This window comes from Micromonospora sp. C28SCA-DRY-2, from assembly GCF_030519475.1.
Classification (GTDB): domain Bacteria; phylum Actinomycetota; class Actinomycetes; order Mycobacteriales; family Micromonosporaceae; genus Micromonospora.
Map to the genome: position 1 here is coordinate 1,041,713 of NZ_JAUMKD010000002.1, position 13,730 is coordinate 1,055,442.

The 13,730-nt window shown below is 74.4% G+C and carries 15 protein-coding genes; 10 read left to right on the plus strand and 5 right to left on the minus strand.

What is annotated here, in order from left to right; all coding sequences use genetic code 11:
* Nucleotides 1-99: 99 nt before the first annotated feature.
* On the plus strand, nt 100-1,146 hold the full coding sequence (locus Q3W71_RS13325) for a glucose 1-dehydrogenase (protein WP_302919560.1): 1,047 nt from the start codon (nt 100-102) through the stop codon (nt 1,144-1,146).
* A gap of 117 nt (nt 1,147-1,263) precedes the next feature.
* Here Q3W71_RS13325 and Q3W71_RS13330 read toward each other — a convergent pair whose 3' ends face one another.
* Nucleotides 1,264-2,580, minus strand: a complete 1,317-nt coding sequence (locus Q3W71_RS13330; protein WP_302919561.1) for a DUF2252 domain-containing protein — start codon at nt 2,578-2,580, stop codon at nt 1,264-1,266.
* A 75-nt stretch (nt 2,581-2,655) separates the two neighbouring features.
* A complete protein-coding gene (locus Q3W71_RS13335) occupies nt 2,656-3,234 on the minus strand; it encodes an NADH-quinone oxidoreductase subunit B (RefSeq protein WP_302919562.1) in 579 nt (192 codons plus the stop codon).
* A 331-nt stretch (nt 3,235-3,565) separates the two neighbouring features.
* On the opposite strand from Q3W71_RS13335, the gene Q3W71_RS13340 reads away from it, so the two are divergent.
* Together Q3W71_RS13340 and Q3W71_RS13345 are read left to right on the plus strand one after the other, a co-directional pair.
* Nucleotides 3,566-4,075: an RNA polymerase sigma factor gene (locus Q3W71_RS13340; protein ID WP_302919693.1), complete on the plus strand. Its 510-nt coding sequence runs from the start codon at nt 3,566-3,568 to the stop codon at nt 4,073-4,075.
* Nucleotides 4,068-5,270 carry a hypothetical protein gene (locus tag Q3W71_RS13345; RefSeq protein WP_302919563.1) on the plus strand — a complete coding sequence of 401 codons (1,203 nt, stop codon included), beginning with the start codon at nt 4,068-4,070 and terminating at the stop codon, nt 5,268-5,270. Before Q3W71_RS13340 ends, Q3W71_RS13345 begins: the two co-directional genes overlap by 8 nt.
* A 42-nt stretch (nt 5,271-5,312) precedes the next feature.
* On the opposite strand, the gene Q3W71_RS13350 is transcribed toward Q3W71_RS13345, so the two are convergent.
* From Q3W71_RS13350 to Q3W71_RS13360, 3 genes are read right to left on the minus strand one after another with little or no spacing between them, the layout of a single operon-like run.
* Nucleotides 5,313-6,851 carry an aminotransferase class V-fold PLP-dependent enzyme gene (locus Q3W71_RS13350; protein ID WP_302919564.1) on the minus strand — a complete coding sequence of 513 codons (1,539 nt, stop codon included), beginning with the start codon at nt 6,849-6,851 and terminating at the stop codon, nt 5,313-5,315.
* A 28-nt stretch (nt 6,852-6,879) separates the two neighbouring features.
* Complete coding sequence (locus Q3W71_RS13355; protein ID WP_302919565.1) at nt 6,880-8,286, minus strand: MFS transporter; 1,407 nt, start codon at nt 8,284-8,286, stop codon at nt 6,880-6,882.
* A 32-nt stretch (nt 8,287-8,318) separates the two neighbouring features.
* Entirely contained in the window at nt 8,319-8,633 is a 315-nt protein-coding gene (locus Q3W71_RS13360; protein WP_302919566.1) for an MGMT family protein, read from the minus strand.
* A 61-nt stretch (nt 8,634-8,694) separates the two neighbouring features.
* Here Q3W71_RS13360 and proB point away from each other — a divergent pair, with 61 nt between their 5' ends.
* The 7 genes from proB to Q3W71_RS13395 all read left to right on the plus strand — a co-directional run bounded on the left by proB (nt 8,695) and on the right by Q3W71_RS13395 (nt 13,722).
* Entirely contained in the window at nt 8,695-9,804 is a 1,110-nt protein-coding gene (gene proB / locus Q3W71_RS13365; protein WP_302919567.1) for a glutamate 5-kinase, read from the plus strand.
* Nucleotides 9,805-9,814: 10 nt separating this feature from the next.
* Nucleotides 9,815-11,056, plus strand: a complete 1,242-nt coding sequence (locus tag Q3W71_RS13370) for a glutamate-5-semialdehyde dehydrogenase (RefSeq protein ID WP_302919568.1) — start codon at nt 9,815-9,817, stop codon at nt 11,054-11,056.
* A gap of 119 nt (nt 11,057-11,175) precedes the next feature.
* Entirely contained in the window at nt 11,176-11,577 is a 402-nt protein-coding gene (locus Q3W71_RS13375; protein WP_302919569.1) for a YbaB/EbfC family nucleoid-associated protein, read from the plus strand.
* Between the two features lie 2 nt (nt 11,578-11,579).
* Entirely contained in the window at nt 11,580-11,906 is a 327-nt protein-coding gene (locus Q3W71_RS13380; RefSeq protein ID WP_302919570.1) for a hypothetical protein, read from the plus strand.
* Nucleotides 11,907-12,000: 94 nt separating this feature from the next.
* Nucleotides 12,001-12,495, plus strand: a complete 495-nt coding sequence (locus Q3W71_RS13385; RefSeq protein WP_302919571.1) for a hypothetical protein — start codon at nt 12,001-12,003, stop codon at nt 12,493-12,495.
* Nucleotides 12,488-13,108, plus strand: coding sequence for a hypothetical protein (locus tag Q3W71_RS13390; protein WP_302919572.1), 621 nt, complete (start codon nt 12,488-12,490; stop codon nt 13,106-13,108). Before Q3W71_RS13385 ends, Q3W71_RS13390 begins: the two co-directional genes overlap by 8 nt.
* The gene (locus Q3W71_RS13395) at nt 13,105-13,722 is read left to right on the plus strand and encodes a hypothetical protein (protein ID WP_302919573.1); all 618 of its coding nucleotides are present in this window, start codon (nt 13,105-13,107) and stop codon (nt 13,720-13,722) included. Before Q3W71_RS13390 ends, Q3W71_RS13395 begins: the two co-directional genes overlap by 4 nt.
* Nucleotides 13,723-13,730: the final 8 nt, after the last annotated feature.

The window sequence follows — 13,730 nt, forward strand, 5'->3', positions numbered from 1 at the left end:
CCGCCGGACGGGCACCGGCGGTACGCCCCGCCGACCTCGACGGGGCGATCTGCCGGCTTTGCCCGGCGGTCGGCCGGCCGCCGGGGAAAGATGAGTCTCGTGCGCGCTGTGACTGTGACCCCCGGTACCGCCGGCTCGCTGTCGCTCGTCGAGGACTATCCGGAGCCGGCGACCGACGAGGGCTCGATCCTGGTCGAGGCCCTGGCGGTCGGCATCTGCGGCACCGACCACGAGATCATCGCCGGCCACTACGGCGAGGCCCCGCCCGGCTTCGACCGCCTGGTGCTCGGGCACGAGTCGCTCGGCCGGGTGCTGGAGGACCCGACCGGCACCCTCCAGCCGGGCGACCTGGTGGCCGGGATCGTCCGCTACCCCGACCCGGTGCCCTGCCCGAACTGCGCCGTCGGCGAGTGGGACATGTGCCGCAACGGGCGGTTCACCGAGCACGGCATCAAGGCCCTGCCGGGCTTCGCCCGGGACCGCTGGCGGCTCCCGCCCCGGTTCGCCGTCGGGCTGGACCCGGCGCTGGCCCGGGTCGGCATGCTGCTCGAACCGACCAGCGTGGTGGCCAAGGCCTGGGACCACATCGAACGGATCGGGCACCGCGCCGAGTGGCAGCCACAGTCGGTCCTGGTCACCGGCGCCGGGCCGATCGGCCTGCTCGCGGCGCTGCTGGCCACCCAGCGCGGACTCGCCGTGCACGTGCTCGACCTGGCCACCGAGGGGCCCAAGCCGGCGCTGGTCAGCGCGCTCGGCGCGACGTACCACTCGACGAAGGTCGACCAGATCGGCTTCGAGCCGGACGTGGTCATCGAGTGCACCGGGGCGCCCACCGTGGTGATCGACGTTATGTGCCAGGCCGCGCCGACCGGCGTGATCTGCCTGGCCGGCGTCTCCAGCGGCGGCCGGACCATCGACCTCGACGCCGGGGCGCTGAACCGCACCCTGGTGCTGGAGAACAACGTGGTCTTCGGCTCGGTGAACGCGAACCGCCGGCACTGGGACATGGCCGCCGAGGCGCTGGCCCGGGCCGACCAGTCCTGGCTGGAGTCGCTCATCACCCGGCGGGTGCCGGTGGAGCGCTACGCCGAGGCGTACACGCCGGGGCCGGACGACATCAAGGTGGTGCTGGACTTCGCCGCCTGACCGGACCGCCCCGGCCGCCACGTCGGGCCGGCGCGGCCGCCACGGCGGGCACAGCCGCTACGCCGGGCACGGTCGGCACGGCGGGCACGGTCGCCACGGCCGGGCCGGCGGCGGGGGTCAGATGCCGGGCAGCCGGCCGTTGCGGAACAGGTCCACGAAGAGCTGGTGGTCCTGCCGGGTCCGGACGCCGTACGCGTGCGCGAAGTCCACCAGGTGGCTGACGAAGCCGTCCTCGTCGGCGCCCACCGCCGCCACGATCGCCTCCTCCGTGGAGTAGTCCACCAGGTCGTGGCTGGACTCGTCGTCGGCCACCGAGTGCATCCGGGCCACCGCCCGGCCCAGGTCGGTCAGCACCCCGGCCAGCTCCTCCGGCTCGTTGACGTCGGACCAGTCCAGGTCGGCCGCGTACGGGGAGACCTCGGCGACCAGTTGCCCGACCCCGTCCAGCTCGGTGAAGCCGAGCCAGGGGTCCGCGTGCGCCTGGAGCGCGCGCTGCGACTCGGCGGTGCGGTGCCCCTGGTGCTGGAAGTAGCCGGCCACCGACTCGTCCCGGATGTGCCGGGCGACCGCCGGCACCTGCGCCTGCTTCATGTAGATGACGACGTCGTTCTCCAGCGCCTGGGTGTGCCCCTCCAGCAGCAGGTTGTACGACGGCAGCCCGGCCGACCCGATGCCCACGCCCTTGCGCAGCACCACGTCCTTGATCCGGGTGGCGACCGGCCGCAGCCGCGCCGAGGACGGCGGCAGGGTGCCCAGGTACTGCTCGAAGGCGGCGCGCACCCGGTCCCGGGTCTCCCGGTCCACCTCGAAGACCCCGTCGCCGAGGGAGAACCGGCGCTCGTAGTTGTCGATGGTGGTCTGGGCGGCGAGCAGGTCCACCCGGGTGTTCAGCCGGGCCTGCTGGAGCACCCGACGCAGCACCCCGTCGGCGGTGTCCAGGGTGATCGAGCCGATCGCGTCGTCCCCGCCGGCCGCGATGGCCCGCAGCTCGGTCAGGTACGACCGGGCGAAGCCGGCCACCAGGTCACCGATGGACCGGTCGGAGAGCGCCTTGCCGTAGCCGAGCAGGGCCACGCTGGCCGCGAGCCGCCGCAGGTCCCAGGTGAACGGCCCGACGTACGCCTCGTCGAAGTCGTTGACGTTGAACACCAGCTGGCCGGAGGCGTTCATGTAGGTGCCGAAGTTCTCCGCGTGCAGGTCGCCGTGGATCCACACCCGGCTGGTCCGCCCGTCGAGGAACCGGTCGTCGGCGAAGTCGCCGAGCTGGTCGGCGTAGAAAAGCGAGGCGCTGCCCCGGTAGAAGGCGAACGGCGAGGCCGCCATCTTGCGGAACTTGCGCCGGAACGCGGCCGGGTCGAGCGCCATCGAGGCGCCGAACTCCTCGGTCAGCACGTCGACGATGTGGGCGGAACGGCGTTCCGCGGAGTCGGTCATGGTGCGCAGGCTAGCCCTCGGCCGCCAGTGCCACGCTCGGCCGAGCGGACCGGGCCGGTGGGCTGGTCCGGCAGGTCAGGACGCCGGTGGGCGGACCGGCGGCGCGGTGAGCGACTCGACCGGACGCGGCGGCGTGCCGTCCCGGGGCGGGGCGTCCACCGGCGCGGCGAGCAGGTCCGGCCGGGGCACCCCACCGACGCCGGACTGCTCGGCGGCGATCTTCTCCTGGAGGCGCAGGATGCCGTGCAGCAGCGCCTCCGGCCGGGGCGGGCAGCCGGGCACGTAGACGTCGACCGGGATGAGCTGGTCGACACCCTTGGTCACCGAGTAGGAGTCCCAGTACGGGCCGCCGCAGTTGGAGCAGGCGCCGAACGAGATGACGTACTTCGGCTCGGGCATCTGGTCGTAGAGCCGCTTGATCGCGGGGGCCATCTTGTCGGTCACCGTGCCGGAGACCACCATCAGGTCGGCCTGCCGCGGGCCGTGGGCGAACGGGATGACGCCGAGCCGCATGAAGTCGTGCCGGCCCATGCTGCTGGCGATGAACTCGATGGCGCAGCAGGCCAGGCCGAAGTTGAAGACCCAGAGCGAGTAACGGCGGCCCCAGTTCAGCACGAACCGGATCGGCTCGCCGAGCACCCCCGGCAGCTGCACGACCGCCCCCTTCCTGTCCTCCACCCGACAGTCAACCACAGCGCCGCGGCGGCAACCCGACCGCCGAACGCCCGCGTCTGGCGAAGTGCCGGCGCGCCGGGGCGGCTCGTCCCGGCCGGCGCCGTCGGTTGCCGGGACCATGGCCGCGGTACGCCGGATCGCCCGGGCCGGACAGACGGCGAGCCGACAGTACGGCCATCGGACCCGCTGCAACCTTCGCACCCATCGACCGGTGTGACGGGTGTCGGGGCTCACCGCTCCGGACTGCCACGGGGGAGGACGAGTGACTGTGACGGAAGACGCGCGGGTCGGCGGGGCACCGCCCGACCCCCTGTCCGGGGCGACACCCGACGGGTCGCCGCCCCTCTTCGACGACTTCTACCACGCGCACTTCCGCGGGCTGGTGGTGCAGCTGCGGGCGTACACCGGGGATCTGGGGCAGGCCCAGGACCTGGTGCAGGAGGCGTTCTGCCGGGCCTTCGCCCGGTGGGACCGGGTGGCCGGCTACGACGACCCGCTGGCCTGGATCCGGCGGGTCGCCTGGAACCTCGCGCACAGCCGCTGGCGGCGGCTGCGCACCGCGCAGGCGTTCCTGCACCGGCAGCGCGAGGTGCACGTGGCCGGGCCGACGCCGGACCGGGTGGCCCTGGACGCCGCGCTGGCCCTGCTGCCGCCCCGGCAGCGCCGGGCGGTGGTGCTCCACTACCTCGCCGACCTGACCGTCGCCGAGATCGCCACGCAGGAACGCGTCGCGGAGGGAACCGTCAAGTCCTGGCTGCACCGGGGGCGGGCCGCGCTCGCCGCGTCCCTGCGGGACTCCGAGGAGGCACGCGATGTCTGAGCACGACGCAGTCGCTCTCGCCGAGCGCTTCGCCCGGTACCGCACCGAGGTGCTGGCCGAGGTCGAACCCCCGGGACCGGCGGCGGTCCGCCGGGCGGTGCGGCGGCGCCGCCGCCGGACGCTAGGCACGGCCGTCGCGGCGGTCCTGGCGCTGGGCACCGGCCCGATCTTCGGGTACGCGGCGCTGACCGACCCGGCTCCCCGCCCCGGCCCGGTCGACCCGACCGGCACCCCGTCCGCCTCCCCGTCGGCGACCGCCTCGGCGAGTCCGTCGGCGGCACCGACCAGCACCAGCCCGGCCCCGACGGTGCCGGACGGCCGGATCAGCCGCGCGCAACTGCTCGCCACGCCGGTGTCGCTGCCGCCCTGGCGCCCCGGACCGAGCTGCCCGGTCACCGACACCCGGCTGGCCGGCGCGGCGACCCGCGACCAGACCAACGTGCTCCAGGGGCTGGCGTACGGCGACGTCGACGGTGACGGCGCCACCGAGACGGTCGCGCTGGTGCACTGCCTGCTCGGCACCGGCGGGCCGGAACAGGTGGTGGTGTTCGACCGCGACCCGGCCGGCAAGGTGATCACGCTGGGTCGGGTGGTGGCCACCGCGCGGGAGACGCCGCAGTGGCTCACCGACGTGGCGGTCCGGCCGGACGGGGTGGTCCGGGTGCAGGTTGCCGACATCGCGCCGGGCGGCGGCTGGCCCGGCGAGTGGTCGCAGCGGCAGTGGCGCGGCTACCGCTGGGCCGACGGGCGGTTCGCGCAGGTCGAGGGGCCGACCTCGTTCGGGCCGAACCCGCATGGGATGAACCTGGTCGTCACCGCCACCGACCTGGTGCTCGACACCCTGCCGGACGGCTCCCGGGTGGGCACGGTGACCGTGCGGATCCGCAACGCGGGCACCGCTCCGGCCGCGTACGTGGCGCTCCGGCTCGACCTGCCGGCGGCGCTGCGCCCCGACGGCGACGGGTGGTCGGCCTGCCGCAACGAACCGGAGGCCACCCGGCAGCCGGTGACCTGCGACCTGAACCGGGTCGAGGCCGGCGCGGAGGTCCGGCTCACGCTGGGCCTGCGGGCGACGGCGGGAGCCGCCGTCGGCCAGGGCACGGCCGACGTGGACGCCCGGCCGATGGACAGCCGGTTCGATTTCGTGGCGGAGGTCTACGACAGCGACAACCTGGTGAAGATCGACTACCGGTGAGCGCGGGTCCGGTGCGGCGGGTGTTCCCGCCGCACCGGGCCGTCACCAGGCTGGGCGTTGCAGCAGGCCGACGAACTCCACCAGCAGCCGTTCCCGCAGCGCCGGCGGCGCGGCGTCGAGCAGCGCGTTGACCAGGGCCATCCGCTCCGGCAGCGGCCCGGCGCCGGAGGACGCCGCGCCGCCCGCTTCGCCGGCACCCGCCCCGGTGGGGTCCGCCCCGGCGCCGAGGCCCAGCCCGGCGGCCAGGCCGGCGACCAGGTCCGGGGTGAGCGCCTCCGGGGTCAGCGTGGTGGCCAGGGCCCGCAGCTCGGCCGGCAGCCGTACCGGCCCGGCGGCCCGGGCGGCGGCCACCGCGGCGAGCAGGTCCGGGCCGAACTCGGCCACCCGGGGGGCCACCGACGCGGTCACGGTGAGGTGCACGCTGGCCGGCAGGTCGGCGTACGAGAGCTGGGGCTGGGTGTGCCAGCCGCGCGCGGCCAGCTCGTCGACCAGCACGAACAGGTCCAGCTCCGGGTCGGTGCTGGTGAAGCAGACCACCGTCGACTCCGGCTCGGCCATCAGCCGCAGCCCGTCGACGCCGCGCACCGCGTCCGCCAGCCCGGCCACCGCGTCCCGGGTCAGCGCCGCCAGCCGCAGGTAGCCGTCGTCGCCGAGGTGCCGCAGAGTGGCGTACGCGGCGGCGATCGGCCCGCCCGAGCGGGTCGAGGCGATCACCGGGTTGATCATCGTGTAGCCGGGCCAGTCGGCGAACGCGAAGTACTGCGCGGCGCGCAACGACGGGTCCCGGTGCAGCAGCACCGACACCCCCTTGGGCGCGTACGCGTACTTGTGCAGGTCGACCGAGATCGAGGTGACCCCGGGCACGGCGAAGTCGAACGGCGGCACCGGTGCGCCGAGCCGGCGCAGCCAGGGCAGCGTCCAGCCGCCGAAGCAGGCGTCCACGTGGCAGCGCACCCCGGCCGCCGCGGCGACCGCCGCGATCTCGGCCACCGGGTCCACCACGCCGTGCGCGTACGAGGGGGCGGAGCAGACCACCAGGACGGTCGCCGGACCGATCGCGGCGGCCACGTCGGCGACCGCCGGGCGGAGCGTCTCCGCCGACACCGGCACCGGATCGAGCGCCACCCGCAGGTAGTGCGCCGCCTTGGCGAACGCGGCGTGCGCGCTGGCCGGCACCACTATCCGCGGCGCGGCGATCTCCGGGTGGGCGTCCCGGGCCGCCTTCACGGCCAGGATCAGCGACTCGGTGCCGCCGCTGGTGACGCTGCCGACGACGTCCGGGGCGGTGCTGCCGGGGCCGCCGCCGAGCAGCCGGGCGGCCGCGCCGACCAGCGCGTTCTCCATCGCCAGCAGGGACGGGAAGGCGGTCGGGTCGAGCCCGTTGACGTGCGCGCTCTCCGCGTACGCGGCGATCGCCAGCTCGTCCAGCCCGGGCACCGCCGGGTCGTAGACGTACGCGAACAGCCGCCCGCCGTGGGTCGGCCGGTCCAGCTTGCGCAGTCCCCGCACCTCGGCCAGCACCGTCTGCGCCGGCACCCCCGGCCCCAGCGGCGCGCGCTCGTCCCGCTCCTCGTCGTTCATGGAAGTTGTGCTGCCCTTTCCGTGCGGCTCAGCGGCTGTCGTTCCCCACCGCGACTGCCTGGTCGCCGGGGTGACCCGGTCCGGCCTCGGCGAGGCGGGCGGGGGTGAGGTCGTACGGGCGGAGCGCCACCAGGGCCACGGCCACCAGCAGGGCGGGCAGGACGGTGAAGCCGAGCAGCACGCCGAGGCGGGCGCTGTCCGACTGGGCGGCCGCCGTCCCGGTGTCGGAGGAGACGTAGCCGGAGACCTGGAGGACCAGCCCGTAGATGCCCGGGCCGAGGGCCAGTCCGAAGGTCTCCCCCGCCGTCCAGAGCCCGGTGAACACGCCGGCCTGCCGCCGGCCGGTGCGCGCCTCGTCCCAGGCGATGCAGTCCGGGAGCATGGCCAGCGCGAAGACCTGCTGGCCGGCGTAGCCGCAGCCGATCAGCGCGACCACCAGGTAGACCGCCACCGGCGGCAGCACCGGGGCGGCCACCAGCACGAGCGCGCCCACCGCGAGGATCAGCGACGCGGCGACCAGCGCGGCCAGCTTGCCCACCCGGGCGCCGACCCGGGTCCAGAGCGGCATCACCAGCAGCGCCGGCCCGACGAAGCAGACGAAGAGGAGGGTCGGCCCGCCGTCGGGGTCGCGCAGGATCTGCCCGGCGAAGTAGTTGACCCCGGCCAGGATGGTGGCCACCCCGGCGGACTGCACCACGAAACAGAGCAGCAGCGCCCGGAACGGCCGGTTACGGGCGGCCACCGCGAGCTGCGCGCGCAGCGTCGGTTCGCTCTCGGCCACCGTGCCGGTCGGCGCGCCCCGGGTGCCGAGGAAGGCGCCCACCGCGCCGAGCACGATCAGCGCCGCGACGAAGAGCCCCATCCAGCGGTGCCCGGCGACGCCGCCGCCGGTGGCCGACACGACCAGCGGGGCGACCGCCCCGGACACCAGGATGGCGACCGCCAGCAGCGCGATCCGCCAGCTCATCAGCCGGGTGCGTTCGGCGTAGTCGCCGGTCAGCTCGGCCGGCATCGCCACGTAGGGCACCTGGAAGAAGGCGAACGCGGTGGCGGTGGCCAGGAAGGCGACCGCCACGTACCCGGCGGCGGCCGGGCCGGCGTCCACCGGGCCGGCGAAGATGGCCGCGAAGAGCAGCGCCATCGCCACCCCGGCGACCAGCAGGTACGGCCGGCGGGCGCCCCAGCGCGACCGGGTGCGGTCGGAGATCCGCCCGGCCACCGGGTTGACCAGCACGTCCCACGCCTTCGGCCCGAGCACCAGCAGGGCGGCCACCCCGGCGGCGACGCCGAGGGTGTCGGTGAGGTACGGCAGCAGCAACAGCCCCGGCACGGTGCCGAACGCCCCGGTGGCCAGCGAGCCCAGCGCGTAGCCGGCGTGCACCCGACGCGGTAGCCCGCCCGGGACCGGACCGGTTCCAGCCGGCGGCGCGTCCATGGGGCCGAATGTTACTCACGTTATGGCCGGGGTCACATCCCCTCTTCCGGCGACCAGGCGGCCGCCGCCATGTCCACCCCGACTCCGCGCAACGGCGTACCCTCCGCCCGCAGCCGGGCCCGCGCCTCCCGCTCGTGCCCGGGCGGCAGCCGGCCGGCCGAGTTCACCACCCGGTGCCAGGGCACCCCGCCGCCGTGCCGCGCCATGATCGAGCCGACCAGCCGGGCCGAGGCCCGCCCGGAGCGCTCGGCCAGCGCGTCGGCGACCGCCCCGTACGACATCACCCGGCCCGCCGGAATCCGCTCGACCAGTTCGAGCACCGCCTCGACATATTCATCAGGGCTCACGACCGGCCAGGATATGGGAACGGCGCGGGGCGCGGCCGGCTCGACCACGCAGAATGGGCGGGTGCGCGACGTAGTCACGGCCGCCCGGCGGGTGGTCGTCAAGATCGGATCCTCCTCGTTGACCACCGCCGCCGGCGGGCTGGACGACGGGCGGGTCGACGCGCTGGTCGACGCCCTCGGCGCCCGGGCCGCCGACGGCCGCGAGGTGGTGCTGGTCTCCTCCGGCGCGATCGCCGCCGGCCTGGCCCCGCTCGGGCTGGCCCGGCGCCCGCGCGACCTGGCCACCCAGCAGGCCGCCGCCAGCGTCGGCCAGGGCCTGTTGATCGGGCGGTACGCGGCCAGCTTCGCCCGGCACCGGCTCACCGTCGGGCAGGTGCTGCTCACCGTCGACGACGTGACCCGGCGGGCGCACTACCGCAACGCGTACCGGACCCTGCGCAAGCTGCTCGACCTGCGGGCGGTGCCGATCGTCAACGAGAACGACACGGTGGCCACCGAGGAGATCCGGTTCGGCGACAACGACCGGCTGGCCGCCCTGGTCGCCGCGCTGGTGCAGGCCGACCTGCTGGTGCTGCTGTCGGACGTGGACGCGCTCTGGACCGGTGACCCGACCCGGCCGGGCGCGGCCCGGATCAGCGAGGTGCACGACGAGCGGGACCTGGCCGGCGTGGACATCGGCGGCGCGGGCCGGGCCGGGGTGGGCACCGGCGGCATGGTGACCAAGGTCGAGGCGGCCCGGATCGCCACCGGCTTCGGCATCCCGGTGGTGCTCACCGCCGCCGACCAGGCCGCCGAGGCGCTCGCCGGTGAGCCGGTCGGCACGCTGTTCCACCCCAGCCGGCGGCGGCCGGCCGCCCGGCTCTTCTGGCTCGCCCACGCCACCTCGCCCCGCGGCCGGCTGCACCTGGACCCGGGCGCGGTGGCGGCGGTGGTCGACCGGCGCAAGTCTCTGCTGCCCGCCGGGATCACCGCTGTCGACGGGGCGTTCACCGCCGGCGACCCGGTGGACCTGGTGGACGCCGAGGGCGCGCCGGTGGCCCGCGGGCTGGTCAACTACGACGCGGTCGAACTGCCGGGCCTGCTCGGCCGGTCGACCGGGGAACTCGCCGCGGCGCTCGGCCCGGCGTACGAACGGGAGGTCGTCCACCGCGACGACCTGGTGCTGCTGTGAGGAGTGTCGGATGAGCGTGACCGAGCAGGCCCGCCGGGCCCGGACGGCGGCGGAGCAACTCGCCGTCGCCACCCGTACCGCCAAGGACGCGGCGTTGCACGCGATGGCCGACGCGCTGGTGGCGCGTACGCCGGAGATCCTGGCCGCGAACGAGGCGGACCTGGCGGCCGGGCGATCGGCCGGGCTGACCGCGGCCGTGCTGGACCGGCTGGCGCTGGACGCGGGCCGGGTGGCCGGCATCGCCGACGCGCTGCGGCAGATGGCCGCCCTGCCCGACCCGGTCGGCGAGGTGGTCCGCGGCTCGACCCTGCCCAACGGCCTGGAGCTGCGCCAGATCCGGGTGCCGTTCGGGGTGGTCGGGATCATCTACGAGGCCCGGCCGAACGTGACAGTGGACGCGGCCGGCATCTGCCTGAAGTCCGGCAACGCGGCGCTGCTGCGCGGCTCGTCGTCGGCGGCGCACTCCAACGCGGCGCTGGTCGCGGTGCTGCGCGACGCGGTCGCCGGGGCCGGCCTGCCGGCCGACGCGGTGCAACTGCTCGACGCCGGCTCGCGCGACTCGGTCAAGGAACTGATGCGCGCCCGGGGGCTGGTCGACGTGCTGATCCCGCGCGGCGGCGCGTCGCTGATCCGCACAGTGGTCGAGGAGTCGACCGTGCCGGTGATCGAGACCGGGGTCGGCAACTGCCACGTCTACGTGGACGCCGCCGCCGACCTGGCCAAGGCCGTGGCGATCGCCCTGAACGCGAAGACCCAGCGACTGTCCACCTGCAACACCGCGGAGTCGCTGCTGGTGCACGCGGCCGTCGCCGACGCCTTCCTGCCGCCGATGCTGACCGCGTTCGCCGAGGCCGGGGTGACCGTGCACGGCGACGAGCGGGTGGCCGCGCACTCCGCAGCGGTGCTGCCCGCCACCGACGAGGACTTCGCCACCGAGTACCTCTCGGCGGACATCTCGGTGGCGGTGGTCGACTCGCTGGACGCCGCGGTCGCGCACATCCGGCGGTACGGCACCGGCCACACCGAGGCGATCGTCACCGACTCGACCACCGCCGCACGCGAGTTCGTGGCCCGGGTGGACGCGGCGGCGGTGATGGTCAACGCCTCCACCCGGTTCACCGACGGCGGCGAGTTCGGCTTCGGCGCGGAGATCGGCATCTCCACCCAGAAGCTGCACGCCCGGGGCCCGATGGGCCTGCCCGAGCTGACCTCCACCAAGTACGTGGTGACCGGGAACGGTCACCTGCGCTGACGTGCCGGGCCCGCCGGTCCCGCGGACGTCCCGGGTGGACCGGCGGTGGGGTGTCGCCGGGGATTGCGGCCGGCCGATAGTCTGGGGCCGGTTCGGCACGGCTTGTCTGGGGAGGCGACATGCTGGGCGAGAGCGCCCTGGAAGAGCAACTGGCACAGGCCCGGGCCGCGCTGCGCGAGGTGGGCCGCGGGGTCACCCCGCCGGAGCGCACCGAGTCGGTGGGCGAGGCGGCGGACGGCCGGATCCGGGTCACCCTGGGCACCGACGGTCGGGTCAGCGCCATCGAGATCGACCCCCGGGTGCTCCGCGACGGCTCGGACTACCTCGCCGACGAGCTGCGCCTGGCGGTGAACGCCGCGCTCGACGGCCAGGACGACGGCCCGGCCGCCGCCGAGCCGATGCCCGACCTCGCCGCGATCACCGCCACCGTCGAGCGCCTCCAGGACCAGAGCCTGCGGCAGATGCGCGAGATGAGCCAGGCGATCAGCGAGACCATGCGGAAGCTGCAGCAGCGGAGCTGACGATGGAGAACCTCGACGTCGACATCGACGCCCTGCGCCGGGGGGCGGCGGAACTGGAACAGGCCCGGGATTCCGTCCGGCAGATCTTCGAGAGCTTCCAGGCCGCGGTCGCCGGCTACGCCGCCGCGTTCGGCGGCGACGACATCGGCTCGCTGCTCGGCATCGCCCACCAGTCCTGCGTGGACGCCTTGACCGAGTGCCTGAGCACCAACATCGACGAGCTGGGCAACTACGCCGACGGGCTGCACCAGATGGCCGACGGCTACCGGGCCGTCGAGGAGGACGTCGCGGCGTCCTTCCGCTCGATGCTCGGCGCACTGGGCGGATGAGCGCCCGGCTCGCCGGGCGGACGAGCACCCGGCTCGCCGGGCGGACGAGCGCTCGGCGCGCCGGGCGGACGAGCGACGCACGAAAGGAGTCACGGTGGGCCTGACCCTGCCGGGCGAACTCGCCTCCCTGCTGTCGATGCTCGGCTACGAGTGGCCGCAGTCCGACGAGACGGCGCTGTTCCAGCTGGCCGGCGAGTGGACCGGGATGGCCGGGCAGATCTCCGGCTCGGTCGCCCAACTGGAGTCGGCGGCGCGGACGGTGCTCGACAACAACCGGGGGGAGAGCTTCACCGCCTTCGCCAGCGAGTGGAACGACGCCGAGTCCGCCGCGCGCAACATCGCCGACGTGGCCACCCCGGCGAACGTCATCGGCATCGGGCTGATGGTCGCCGCGGGTGTGGTGCTGGCCCTGAAGATCCAGGTCATCGTCCAGCTGGCGCTGCTGGCCATCCAGATCGCGCAGGCCATCGCCACGGCGGCGGTCACCTTCGGCGCGTCGCTGCTGGAGATCCCGATCTTCAAGATGATCACCGGAATGATCATCGACCAGCTGATCGGCATGGCGGTGGACACGGTGCTCAATGGCTAAGAAGCGGACCGCCGCACCCCGGCAGACGCAGGCGAAGGGCGCCAAGATCGTCTCGGCGTACCTGGAGAACGCGGACGTGTTCCGGACCGCCAAGTCCGGCACGAAGCCGAAGGGCCCGGCGGTGCTGGTGCTGCGCAACCGGCCGGATTTCGACAAGCGGGACTTCGACCGCAAGGCCAAGGACCTCGTCCGGCTCGGGCAGGAGGGCCGGCTGAGCAAGGCCAAGTCGGAACGGACAAGCGTCTACCACCGCGGCGGCCGAGGCACCACGCCGGGCAACCGGAGCCGCACCAACGTCTTCCGCGACCGGGTGACCCGCCGGCTGACCAGGAACAACCGGCTGACCCAGAACCACGGCACCCCGGCGACCAACCAGTACCTGGCCAACAAGGACCTCGTCGACCGCCTCTACGGCGGCCGGGGGCCGATCACCGCCCGGGGCCAGGGGCTCGACCCGGACCACATCCACGAGCTGCAACTCGACGGAAAGGACGAATACGCTAACCTCAGGCTGATGGACGCCTGGACCAACCGAGAGCTCGGCCGCGAGATCTCCGTGGCGCTGCACGACGTCCCCGAGGGCACCCCGGTCATCGTGAAGGTCCTGCCATGACCCAGCCGGACCCCGCCGTCCTCGCCCGGATCGCCGAGAAGGTGGAGCTGCTCACCCGGGTGGAGGCCGAGCACGGCTTCGGCGTGCTCGTCGAAGGGCCGGCTCCGCTGGAGCCGATCGCCGACCTGCCCGGCGTCGCCGAGGTCTACAGCCTGTTCCAGCGCCTGGAGGGCGACAACTTCCGGTTCCACGCGCCGAAGGAGATCCTCACCCCGCAGGCGTGGGAGGAGTACGAGGTCAACCCGAACGACCCGATGGGCAGCCCGCTGATCGTCGGCTACGAGATGAACAGCGTCCCCTCCGGCATCCGCGCCGAGATCCGCGGCGGCGATCCGATCTACCTCGACCTGGAAGACCTGGACGTGTACTACATGGAGTCCAGCGCCTACGTCTACCAGTACGAGCACCCAGACGAGGACGTCGAGTTCACCATCATCGCCCCCGATGTGGCCACCTTCTTCGACGAGCACGTGCTCGGCCCCCGCTACCCGGAGCTGACATCGATCGTCCTCGGTCCGGCCGCCCCCGAGCAGCGGCTGCGCAAGGGTCGGCACGCCGGCGAGTACGCCGACAACTGGCGGCGCCTGCTGATCGCCGCCGGTTTGTCCTCCTGACCCACCGT

Coding starts and splice junctions, on each gene's coding strand:
- Q3W71_RS13355 (WP_302919565.1), bottom strand. CDS start 8,286: ATGGACGCGCCGCCGGCTGGAACCGGTCCGGTCCCGGGCGGGCTACCG.
- Q3W71_RS13380 (WP_302919570.1), top strand. CDS start 11,580: ATGGAGAACCTCGACGTCGACATCGACGCCCTGCGCCGGGGGGCGGCG.
- Q3W71_RS13370 (WP_302919568.1), top strand. CDS start 9,815: ATGAGCGTGACCGAGCAGGCCCGCCGGGCCCGGACGGCGGCGGAGCAA.
- Q3W71_RS13330 (WP_302919561.1), bottom strand. CDS start 2,580: ATGACCGACTCCGCGGAACGCCGTTCCGCCCACATCGTCGACGTGCTG.
- Q3W71_RS13375 (WP_302919569.1), top strand. CDS start 11,176: ATGCTGGGCGAGAGCGCCCTGGAAGAGCAACTGGCACAGGCCCGGGCC.
- Q3W71_RS13350 (WP_302919564.1), bottom strand. CDS start 6,851: ATGAACGACGAGGAGCGGGACGAGCGCGCGCCGCTGGGGCCGGGGGTG.
- Q3W71_RS13390 (WP_302919572.1), top strand. CDS start 12,488: ATGGCTAAGAAGCGGACCGCCGCACCCCGGCAGACGCAGGCGAAGGGC.
- Q3W71_RS13345 (WP_302919563.1), top strand. CDS start 4,068: ATGTCTGAGCACGACGCAGTCGCTCTCGCCGAGCGCTTCGCCCGGTAC.
- Q3W71_RS13395 (WP_302919573.1), top strand. CDS start 13,105: ATGACCCAGCCGGACCCCGCCGTCCTCGCCCGGATCGCCGAGAAGGTG.